The 9143-nt window shown below is 62.2% G+C and carries 13 protein-coding genes; 7 read left to right on the plus strand and 6 right to left on the minus strand.

What is annotated here, in order from left to right; all coding sequences use genetic code 11:
• Nucleotides 1-95 precede the first annotated feature (95 nt).
• Complete coding sequence (locus tag A2J03_RS09085; protein ID WP_068372442.1) at nucleotides 96-1040, plus strand: SDR family oxidoreductase; 945 nt, start codon at nucleotides 96-98, stop codon at nucleotides 1038-1040.
• Between the two features lie 537 nt (nucleotides 1041-1577).
• Here the strand turns inward: A2J03_RS09085 and A2J03_RS09090 are convergent.
• Nucleotides 1578-1889: a hypothetical protein gene (locus A2J03_RS09090; RefSeq protein ID WP_068372445.1), complete on the minus strand. Its 312-nt coding sequence runs from the start codon at nucleotides 1887-1889 to the stop codon at nucleotides 1578-1580.
• Between the two features lie 15 nt (nucleotides 1890-1904).
• The gene (gene bla / locus A2J03_RS09095; protein WP_068372448.1) at nucleotides 1905-2816 is read right to left on the minus strand and encodes a class A beta-lactamase; all 912 of its coding nucleotides are present in this window, start codon (nucleotides 2814-2816) and stop codon (nucleotides 1905-1907) included.
• 145 nt (nucleotides 2817-2961) lie between these two features.
• Here bla and A2J03_RS09100 point away from each other — a divergent pair, with 145 nt between their 5' ends.
• The 4 genes from A2J03_RS09100 to A2J03_RS09115 all read left to right on the plus strand — a co-directional run bounded on the left by A2J03_RS09100 (nucleotide 2962) and on the right by A2J03_RS09115 (nucleotide 5544).
• A complete protein-coding gene (locus tag A2J03_RS09100; RefSeq protein ID WP_068372451.1) occupies nucleotides 2962-3846 on the plus strand; it encodes a LysR family transcriptional regulator in 885 nt (294 codons plus the stop codon).
• Nucleotides 3843-4724 (plus strand): serine hydrolase, encoded by an 882-nt coding sequence (locus A2J03_RS09105; protein ID WP_068372454.1) that lies wholly within the window; start codon nucleotides 3843-3845, stop codon nucleotides 4722-4724. Before A2J03_RS09100 ends, A2J03_RS09105 begins: the two co-directional genes overlap by 4 nt.
• Before the next feature lie 266 nt (nucleotides 4725-4990).
• On the plus strand, nucleotides 4991-5272 hold the full coding sequence (locus A2J03_RS09110; protein WP_068372457.1) for a hypothetical protein: 282 nt from the start codon (nucleotides 4991-4993) through the stop codon (nucleotides 5270-5272).
• A gap of 32 nt (nucleotides 5273-5304) precedes the next feature.
• Nucleotides 5305-5544: a three-helix bundle dimerization domain-containing protein gene (locus tag A2J03_RS09115; protein ID WP_068372459.1), complete on the plus strand. Its 240-nt coding sequence runs from the start codon at nucleotides 5305-5307 to the stop codon at nucleotides 5542-5544.
• Nucleotides 5545-5552: 8 nt separating this feature from the next.
• Here A2J03_RS09115 and A2J03_RS09120 read toward each other — a convergent pair whose 3' ends face one another.
• Both A2J03_RS09120 and A2J03_RS09125 read right to left on the minus strand, forming a co-directional pair.
• Complete coding sequence (locus A2J03_RS09120) at nucleotides 5553-5777, minus strand: hypothetical protein (protein WP_068372462.1); 225 nt, start codon at nucleotides 5775-5777, stop codon at nucleotides 5553-5555.
• A 24-nt stretch (nucleotides 5778-5801) separates the two neighbouring features.
• On the minus strand, nucleotides 5802-6743 hold the full coding sequence (locus A2J03_RS09125) for a hypothetical protein (protein ID WP_068372465.1): 942 nt from the start codon (nucleotides 6741-6743) through the stop codon (nucleotides 5802-5804).
• An 85-nt stretch (nucleotides 6744-6828) separates the two neighbouring features.
• Here A2J03_RS09125 and A2J03_RS09130 point away from each other — a divergent pair, with 85 nt between their 5' ends.
• A complete protein-coding gene (locus A2J03_RS09130; RefSeq protein ID WP_068372468.1) occupies nucleotides 6829-7236 on the plus strand; it encodes a hypothetical protein in 408 nt (135 codons plus the stop codon).
• Nucleotides 7237-7240: 4 nt separating this feature from the next.
• Nucleotides 7241-7435, plus strand: coding sequence for a helix-turn-helix transcriptional regulator (locus A2J03_RS09135; protein ID WP_068372472.1), 195 nt, complete (start codon nucleotides 7241-7243; stop codon nucleotides 7433-7435).
• 543 nt (nucleotides 7436-7978) lie between these two features.
• Here A2J03_RS09135 and A2J03_RS09140 read toward each other — a convergent pair.
• Both A2J03_RS09140 and A2J03_RS29825 read right to left on the minus strand, forming a co-directional pair.
• Nucleotides 7979-8545, minus strand: a complete 567-nt coding sequence (locus tag A2J03_RS09140) for a hypothetical protein (protein WP_068372475.1) — start codon at nucleotides 8543-8545, stop codon at nucleotides 7979-7981.
• Nucleotides 8546-8866: 321 nt separating this feature from the next.
• Complete coding sequence (locus tag A2J03_RS29825) at nucleotides 8867-9109, minus strand: HNH endonuclease (protein ID WP_331712362.1); 243 nt, start codon at nucleotides 9107-9109, stop codon at nucleotides 8867-8869.
• Nucleotides 9110-9143 lie beyond the last annotated feature (34 nt).

Raw genomic sequence — 9143 nt, forward strand, 5'->3', positions numbered from 1 at the left:
GCCCGGTGAGCCTGTGATCAACAGGTCCTGGATAGGTCACAGGCGTCCGACCAGGATCGACACCACGAACGAACGAACTCACCGAGGAGCGCACAATGCCACGCAGAACGATCGACATCACCATCCCGAACCTGTCCGGACAGCGCGCAGTGATCACCGGAGCGAGCGACGGCATCGGCCTGGGGATGGCAGCGCGACTGGCCTCAGCCGGCGCCGAGGTGATCATGCCGGTACGCAATACCGCCAAAGGCGACGCGGCTGTCGCCCAGATAGTCAAGGCGGCGCCGGGCGCGAACGTGTCGCTGCGCTCTCTCGACCTGTCATCGCTGGAATCGGTTGCAGCACTGAGCGACACCCTGCGTGGGGAGGGCCGACCGATTCATGTGCTGATCAACAACGCCGGCGTCATGAGCCCGCCGAGCCGCCAGACCACGGCCGACGGATTCGAGGTGCAGTTCGGCACGAACTACCTGGGTCATTTCGCCCTTGTCGCAGGGCTTTTACCGCTTCTGCGCGACGGTGGTGCCCGGGTGACATCGCAGCTCAGCATCGGTGCCCGACGGGGGAAGATCAACTGGGACGACCTGAACTGGGAGCGAAACTACAACGCGACGCGCGCGTACAGCCAGTCCAAGATCGCGCTCGGGCTGTTCGGCCTGGAATTGGAACGACGCAGTAGAGCCGACGGGTGGGGAATCACCAGCTACCTCGCCCATCCCGGGGTGGCTCCGACCAGTCTGCTCGCGGCTCGTCCCGAGCTCGATCGGGACAAGGACACTCCGCAGTACCGGCTGGTGCGGGGGCTGTCGGACCGCGGCATACTCCTGGGCACCGTCGAGTCGGCCGTGCTCCCGGCGCTGATGGCCGCGACCGATCCGAAGGCCAAGCCCGGCGTCCTCTACGGTCCCCGTGGATTCGGCAACCTCGGTGGCCCTCCCGCCGAGCAGAAGATGTACGCACCGCTCCGCAGCATCTACGACGCCTCGCGCATGTGGAAAGTGTCCGAGGAGCTGACCGAGATCGCCTTCCAGGCCGCCTGACACTCGCGATGTTGCAACCGGGGCGCTGGCTGAAACCTGCGCGCCGAATGAACTTGAACGCGCAGGTTGCAGCGGGTGCGCAGGTTGCAACCGGGGCGCTGGCTGAAACGTGCGCGTTCGAGCTGGGTCGAGTGGAGCGGGGACCTGGACCGGTTCGACAACCCGCGCGGCATCCGAAGTTTCGATGCCACCGCGGGGCAAGACCGGACATTTCGTGCGGCCCGTCAGCTGCTACACCCTATCGAACGGGCACAGGGTTGAACTTGATCATAAAAAACCGGTAATTCGCCTGTGAAGTGTCATGGAATCTGTCACGATGTTTCGATGATGTGGTGGATCGTCGGGGTCTTAGCCGTTTGGCTGCTGGTAGGTGGGGTTGTTGCCTACTGGCTGGGACGGTCGATCAGCCATACCGAACTCGAAGAATCTGCCGCCGAACTGCGCCGAAACTACATGCACCCGTCGACCTTCGGCCGCCCAAGGCCTCGGCCTTGATGCAGTTCTCGCTTCGGACCAGCTCGGCTCACCACGGCGCAATCACGGTCGGTCTCTCTCGCGTTTGCCATGTGGTTGATACATCGCGCTGATCCACCAGGGCAGGAATGGAAGTAGTGCAACTACGGCTGCAGGCGCGAAGTACATCAACAGTCGGGGGTTTTCCAGCCAGTTCGGCGAAGCGATCACTATCGGGAGTACGACGACAGTCCCGAGAGCGAAACCGATTCTGAAGCGTAGCGACGCTTTCAATGCGGGCCATGTGGCGCAGACCAGCACAGCGACAAGAAGGAGGGCTGAACCGATCAGGAATCCGACGACCATGAGCAGAGCAACGATCTCGTACGTGATCACCTATCCGACCGCCCTTCATGTGTGCCCGAAATTGGAGAGCGTGACGCGGACGGTGTCGGCAATAGCTTCGTTGAGTGGTGATGCGTCCTGCTGATCGTTGTGCGATCGGGTCAAGACGACAACAAGGATCTGCTGCCCAGACGGTCCGAACAGTAAGCCGGCGTCGTTGGTGGATCCGTAGTACCCCGCGCCCGTCTTGTCCGCACTGGACCATCCCAGAGGCAGGCCTGCTCTGAATCGTTCGTCCGATGTGCGCGTGTCGCGCATCCATCCCACCAAGCGCTCGCGGTGAGGTTTCTCCAGCGCATCGCCTGTGAGGATTGCACGATATCCAGCGGCCAACGATTCGGGCGTTGTCGTGTCACGCGGGTCGCCAGGTAGCGCTTCGTTGAGTTCGGGTTCCCATCTGTCGAGTTGGCTGCGGGCATCACCGACGCTGCGGGCGAACGCGGTGATGGCCGGTGGACCACCGATGGCCCTGAGCACGATGTTTCCCGCGGCGTTGTCGCTTCGAGTGAGGGCTGCGTCGCATGCCTGGGACAGGGTGATCGAGCCCCCGATCAGGGTGCTGAGAACCGGTGAATTGACGACGATATCGGAAGCCGTGACAGGCACGGCGTCGTCGAGGTTCAACAAACCCCTCGAGGCGAATTGGAGTGCGACGGCAACAGCGTAGGGCTTGAACGTCGAACACATAGCGAAGGATTCCCGAGGACGATACGACGCGGTGGCGCCCGATGTCAGATCCGAAGCCCACAGGCCGATTTGTGCCCCGTGTCGCTGCTCCAGGGCTGCCACGTCGTCGTCGATGGTGTTGCGTGCCCGAGCTTGTGGTGGAGCCGAGGTCTCTCCGCACCCGACGAGGGCGACGGTGCCCGCAGCGATGGCGCCCAGTAGAGCTTGGCGTCTCGTGATTTCGTGGTTCATGCACTGACCGAAGCACGTGAAGGGATCGACACGCCAAGTCGTCGCGGTCTGCGAAGCGATTGCTGTTCGCAATAACAGCAGCTCAGAAGCACCTGGGGCGCGGGTCTGACAATGGTGTGCCGAGCGAACGTGTTGACTGGCTGTCATGGACTTGATCGGTCACCTTCGCTACTTCGTCGCGGTTGCAGAGCACCGCCACTTCGGTCGAGCCGCCAGTGCACTGGGAGTGACACAGCCACCGGTTTCGCAAGGGCTGCGCCGACTCGAACGTCACCTGGGCCTTCAACTGATCGAACGCACACGAGAAGGGGCCGTCCTGACGGCTGACGGTTCGGCCCTGCTCCCGCGTGCGCGCCTCATCGTCGACGATGCAGCCAGATTCCTCGGTGACGCCCGACATCGACAGGGCTCGCTGCAAGGACTGAAGTGGGGGTGCGTGCCGCAACTCGACGACGAGCTGATCGCCCGCTGCACGTTCGGCATTCTGCGGGCGGTCACACCTCGACCCGACCATTCCGTGATCCCTGTGACCGCCGGATCCGCGCACCTGATCTCCGAAGTGCGAAGCGGCGCAATCCACCTCGCCGTCGTGCAGTTCCCGTCGGACACCGAAGGTCTCGATGCCGGCCCGATCATCACGGTTCCTCGATCCGTCGTACTACCCGCTGAGCATCCCGCCGCAGATGCCGCATCACCGCGTCTGAAGATGCTCGACGGTCTGCGCCTCGTCACCGTGCCACGCGACCACAATCCACCCACGCATGACTTGCTCATCGACAGTCTCCGGCGCCGCGGGCTCGATCCGGAGGTCGGCGTCGCTTCCACTCACCGTGAGGTTGCCGCCGCCGTCGCGTCCGGATCGTGCTTCGGCTTCGCGACCACAGGGGCACCAGAACACACAGGCACCGTGCACAAGCGGATGCTCCCTGACGAGACCGCTCTCCGACTGCGGATCGTGTCGACGCCGGGGATCGATCTGAGCGAACCGGTACATGCCATCGACCGCGAACTGCTTCGGGGTAGAAGATGAGCCCGATCGAAGACCGGATAGTTGCCGTGTTCCACGACGCTGGGTGTCGCGGTTGGCTTCGCGCCCAACGAATCGACGGCGACGGACCGGTGGTCGACGTCAATGGACACGAGCCCGTCGTGGCAGCCTCGGTCTACAAACTCGTCGTTCTTGTCGCTGCGGCGCGGGCATTCGATTCCGGCCATTTGGATCCGCACACACAGGTTCGAGTCGTCCCCGCTGACTGCACGCCCGGGCCTACGGGCATCAGTACATTCACCGATCCGGTAACTCTGTCATGGCTGGACTTGGTCCGATCGATGATCACCGTGTCCGACAACGCCGCTGCGGATATCTTGTTGGGCGCGCTGGGATTTGGCATCGTCGAGCAGATTATTGATGAGTTCGAGCTGAGCGATACGCGAATAGTGGGCGGAACGGCGGCCCTTCAAGGGCAACTCGTCCACGACACCGGTGCGCTCAGCCTCGCGGAGGCTGTCGGGCTACTGGCGAGCAACAGCGTCATTCACGAGACCGCCGCATACGATCCGGCGTACACCACTGCTACCAGCGCCGCCGACATCAACGCTTTGCTGTCCGCGATCTGGGAAGGGCGAGCCGCATCACCGCGAATGACGGACAACATGAAAACGATTATGTCGCAGCAGATATGGCCGCACCGAATTCGATCCGCGCTGCCGTACGCCGATGTGACGGTTGCCGGTAAGACCGGAACGATAGGTCCTATCCGCAACGAAGTCGCGGTGGTGGTCTTCCCTGGCGAGGCACCAATTGCGGTGTCGGTATTCACTCGTGCTGCGCGATCGGACCTACACCTCCCGCTGGTGGACCAGGCGATCGGGCGCGTCGCACGTATCGCAGTGACGGCATTGCGGTGATCCGAGACCGAGAAGTCGGCGAAGGATCTGCTCGAGGACCCAGGCTCGACGGTTGAGCTCGACCCGGCAACCAGAGGTGCATTACGTGAGGTGTGTCGCAGGCGGCTCTGGCTGGACGAATAGCACCGGTGCGCTGCAGTGGCGACGACTGATTTCGACCCCCACATGTTCAGCGGCAATTCACCGACGCCGATACTGTCAGGTGCCGACGGCTGCCATCGCATGAACCTGGCAGCTTCTTCCATACGCGCGCCGAGGTGAGAACGATGACCGACAGCCCTGATCAAGCCCAAGCCAGTGTCTTCATTGCCGTGCTCTGTACCGAGATCGCAGCAGTCTCGCTACAGATCGAAGAATCCGAGAGGTCCGCACAGACTGCGTGGGAATCCGGGCAAGCCTCTGCACGGCTGTGGCACGTCGAAGCTGCCAGAAGTCAGCGGAACACGCTCTACGAGCTGCATCGACAGCTCGACGCGCTGCACGATCGCTTTCCCGGCACCGCAGACACCTCGCTGACATCGCGAAAACTGTCTGAGCTAAAGGGTTGACCAAGGCGCGTATCGAGGCGGATTCTGAATCGATGACCACCACCGAAGACGACCATATCGCAGCTGTACGCGATCGACTGGGCACAGCGTTCCCAGGCGTTCCGGGTCAAGTCATCGACGACGCGATCGCAGTCGAGCGGGCGCGCTTCGAAAACAAAAAGATTCGTGACTTCGTTCCACTGCTGGTTGAACGGAGAGCTCGGGAATCGTTACAGAACAACCGAGTTCGTATCTCCGAAGATGTCATCCTGGACCCGGTAAGCGCGCAGTAGGGCAGGCCCTAGCTGGGAGACTTGCGCAGCCGCCGACACACTCGGCTCACGGCGATGATGCATACCGCCAGACCGACGAAGAACAGTGCGATGGAGAGCGCGTCGAGCCCCGCGGCCTTGCCTATGCCCGGGGCGATGAAGAAGAACGCTGCGACGACGACGAACAGCGCGACCCCTGGGCCACCGAAGAACGAACGGGTGCGGGCGTCGAGTGCGCGAAATCCCTTACCCATGCTATCGACTGTACAACGTACCGATCACGGCATCGAGAATGCCAACTGATCCGCCAGCGAGTCGGTCAGCGGACCCAACGGAACGAAGCCGTCAGCCAACACTCGACGGCAGCCGTCGAGTTCGACGAGCATTCGAACGCGATCCCGCTCGATCGCCTCGAAGTCGTGGCCGATCGTCGTGAACACCGTAGTGGCCGGCTGAGTGCACGGCGGGGCCGGTCCGAGTGCCGGCATGACGTCCGCGAGCGTGACGTTGTCGTCGTACCCGTAGTTGGTGACACCGCGGAACACCGGTCCGGACCCCGGTAGAGAAAAATGGCACAGCCCCTCGAACGACAACGTATTCGGTTCCAGTGTGCGTGGGCCCGGCTCGGGCACGGCAAACTCCGGTGAACATCCACGCAGCGCCTCGATGCCGTCGTCGGTGAGTCGGATTGTGTGCTCGACTCTGTCGACCTCCGGGAGATCTTGCACGGCGAAGAGGCCGCTCAGGTTCACCCCGCAATCGGACGATGGATACATCGGTTCCACCGCGCGACCGTCGGCGTCGAGAAGGAACATGTCCGGGATCATCGGCATGCTGTACACGCTGCAGTCGTCTGGAAGAAGGCTCGCGCGAGCGGATGGCGCGTTGAGCTGTTCGATGGCTTCGGAGAAGTCGCCTGCGTAGCGCCATTCGTAGTACTTCACGGATCTGTCGGCGTCGACGAAGCCTTCGGTGAATTCCCCACAGACAACTGCCTCGACCGGGGTGAAATCCTCGGGCACGGTGCCCGCTACGGGCCGTGTTATGGCGGGCGGGGGAGTGAAGGTGGTCTGGTGGCCGATCGTCTCGGTGGGCGCAGCGCATGTGAACGCCTCCGCGGGCCCTACTTCCGCGACCGCCCGCGGGGCGGGGGCAGTCTCGATCATGTACCAGGCGAACGCGGCTACTACCACCGCGACGAGCATGAGCCGACCCTTCATGCCCGCAGCCTATAGATGTTGTCTCTTCGCGCACCGGATGTATAGTCAGCTATACGTACAGTGAACTATATGTCAGGAGGAATGCATGACGGCTCGATGGATACTGGCCGGTCTGACTGCGCTGGCTACGGCCATCATCGTGGGTCTGGTGACGTTCTTGCTGTCGCCGGTCGCTCCGCTGCTGTCCGCTGTGGTGTTCGGTATCTGTGCGCTGCCGGTGGGAATCGGGCTCGGCTGGATCGTGTGCGTCGCGCCTGTTGCGGCGCCGCAACCGGCCATTTCCGACGACGATATCGAATCACGTTGGCAGAAGGATGCTTTGAGCGGGACAGCCACCGATCTCGTTGTCGTCATCGGGCTCGCGTTGACGGCGGTGTCCATCACTCGCGCCGACATCTCGGCCACCGTGCTGTTGACTGCCTTGCTGTTCACTGCGTTCGCATCGTGCACGATGCGCTATGCGATTCAGCGTCGTCGAGCGCTGTCGGCATGAACACGTGAAAAACGATGTACGACGCCGCCGCGTCGAATTAGGTTGGTCGCAAGCCGAACTTGCCGAGCGGGTCGAAGTGACGCGTCTGACGGTCATTTCGATCGAAAAGGAACGCTTCGACCCCAGCCTGCCGCTCGCGTTCCGGCTGGCATCGGTGTTCGAGTGCAGCATCGAGGACATCTTCGAGCCGGATGACTGACCGATGCTGCCGCACAGATGATTGCGGACATATCAGGGCGATTCGAATACGGTCGACCGATAGGTATGAATGTCCAATGGAGTTCTCTTTAGGAAATCTCCATCGAATGGTCTCTACGGTTGGAAATTATCCCTAAACTAGGTTTAGATCTGAAATTGTGAAGCTGAACAATCGCCGGTCGGATCGATATCGAATACGCCAACCGGGCACGCCGAGCCCAACGGAGGCAATCTTGATTGCGGTGCTGTCGGCTGCCGTTGTGGCCTTGGCTGCCGTAGCAGCGGCGAAAGGCATCCTCTGACGGATCTGCCACAGCGCCTTTCAGGCAAGGAACATCGATGGCCGATCAGGTAGGCCGCAGTTCGCTGCCTCGGTGATAGAACCACGGCGCATGGCCGACGGCTGGTCCGCCATCGGTTCGAGTGTCATCTTCCCGGCAATCCTCTCGCTTGTCAGCGAGAGGATTCCGAATATGGTGTGTGAGTTTCATTCCCGCGCCGCTGTTTCCGAAGAACTGGCCACGTCGACGCACTGACATGAGGTTCAGAAGGCAACTACGAATCGGTACCAGTCGCCGTTGAACTCCCGGTATCCGATGTCGCCCTCGTGGCGTGGGTCGCCGAGGTACGGAACTCCGTCCGGCATGTGCGCAAGGCCGACGGGATCGATCAAGCCGCCATCCATGTAGAACAGGCAACCGCCGTCGACTCGCTCTGTCATCCATACTCGGTAGAGACCGATCGTCTGGTCCTCGAACGTTTCACCGCACTGGTCGGCGGCGGTGCTCAGTGCGCGTTTGGACACAGTGAACGCGAAGGTCGACGGTACCGAGAGGGCAACCAGTCCGATTGTGACAAGCACCAATACGGGTGCGACGAGGGTCCATCGGAACGCTCGGTACTTGAACCATCCGACGAGAGCGAACGTCAGCCAGAATGCGCCGAGGATGAGTAGACCCCAGGCGGCGAGCGCGAAGATCGGGAAGGACACGGTCGGCGGTATGAACGAGTAGAGGATGACTCCGCAGACGAGGGCGACGAGCAACGCTGTGATCGCGGTCAGCCAGGTCCACCATCGTGCCGGTCGTCTCGCTACCCCGTGATCAAGCATCGACGAACCCGGATGCGGACAGAGCGCCTGCTGGCATGGATGGCCTTCCCTCGACGTCGATGTCCGGTAGGTCGTGGATGTGATGGTTGACGTTACATCGTTGGCGGTGGGTATGGATTGATGGAACCGCCTGTCGGGCTCTGTCTATCGGAGGGCGGGCTCGGAGTCGTCGGGTAGTAGTGCAGCGTGTATCCCGAAGTTGGGCAGACGTTTTGACCGATTGTGGCGCCGGGTGTCGCCGACCCCCGAGATCGAAGTTGTGCATCGTTGTCGCTGGTCGTGGGTGCATAACTTCGATGTCGGCGGGGTTGGCGCCGGTTGTTATGCGGTGCGTTGTCGTCGGCGGTGGTAGCTGGGGATGGGTTGTCGGTGTGGGTCGACGGCGGCGGGTGGGATTGCTTGGGGGTGTCCGTCGTCGCCGAGGACGACTTCCCAGTCTCCGTGGTGGATGGAGCGGTGGCAGCGCCCGCATACCAGCGCCGAGTTGGTCAGGTCTGTTGGTCCTCCGTCAGTCCAGTACTCGATGTGGTGGACTTGGCACCAGCCTGCGGGTCGTCCGCACATGACACAACATCGATCTCGTGCGATGACTGCGTTC

The organism is Rhodococcus sp. EPR-157 (assembly GCF_001647195.1).
Lineage (GTDB): Bacteria > Actinomycetota > Actinomycetes > Mycobacteriales > Mycobacteriaceae > Rhodococcoides.

Bases quoted from the DNA above. Each gene is read 5' to 3' on its own strand.
- A2J03_RS09085 (WP_068372442.1), top strand. From the start codon at position 96: ATGCCACGCAGAACGATCGACATCACCATCCCGAACCTGTCCGGACAG.
- bla (WP_068372448.1), bottom strand. From the start codon at position 2,816: ATGAACCACGAAATCACGAGACGCCAAGCTCTACTGGGCGCCATCGCT.
- A2J03_RS09100 (WP_068372451.1), top strand. From the start codon at position 2,962: ATGGACTTGATCGGTCACCTTCGCTACTTCGTCGCGGTTGCAGAGCAC.
- A2J03_RS09105 (WP_068372454.1), top strand. From the start codon at position 3,843: ATGAGCCCGATCGAAGACCGGATAGTTGCCGTGTTCCACGACGCTGGG.
- A2J03_RS09110 (WP_068372457.1), top strand. From the start codon at position 4,991: ATGACCGACAGCCCTGATCAAGCCCAAGCCAGTGTCTTCATTGCCGTG.
- A2J03_RS09115 (WP_068372459.1), top strand. From the start codon at position 5,305: ATGACCACCACCGAAGACGACCATATCGCAGCTGTACGCGATCGACTG.
- A2J03_RS09120 (WP_068372462.1), bottom strand. From the start codon at position 5,777: ATGGGTAAGGGATTTCGCGCACTCGACGCCCGCACCCGTTCGTTCTTC.
- A2J03_RS09125 (WP_068372465.1), bottom strand. From the start codon at position 6,743: ATGAAGGGTCGGCTCATGCTCGTCGCGGTGGTAGTAGCCGCGTTCGCC.
- A2J03_RS09130 (WP_068372468.1), top strand. From the start codon at position 6,829: ATGACGGCTCGATGGATACTGGCCGGTCTGACTGCGCTGGCTACGGCC.
- A2J03_RS09140 (WP_068372475.1), bottom strand. From the start codon at position 8,545: ATGCTTGATCACGGGGTAGCGAGACGACCGGCACGATGGTGGACCTGG.
- A2J03_RS29825 (WP_331712362.1), bottom strand. From the start codon at position 9,109: ATGTGCGGACGACCCGCAGGCTGGTGCCAAGTCCACCACATCGAGTAC.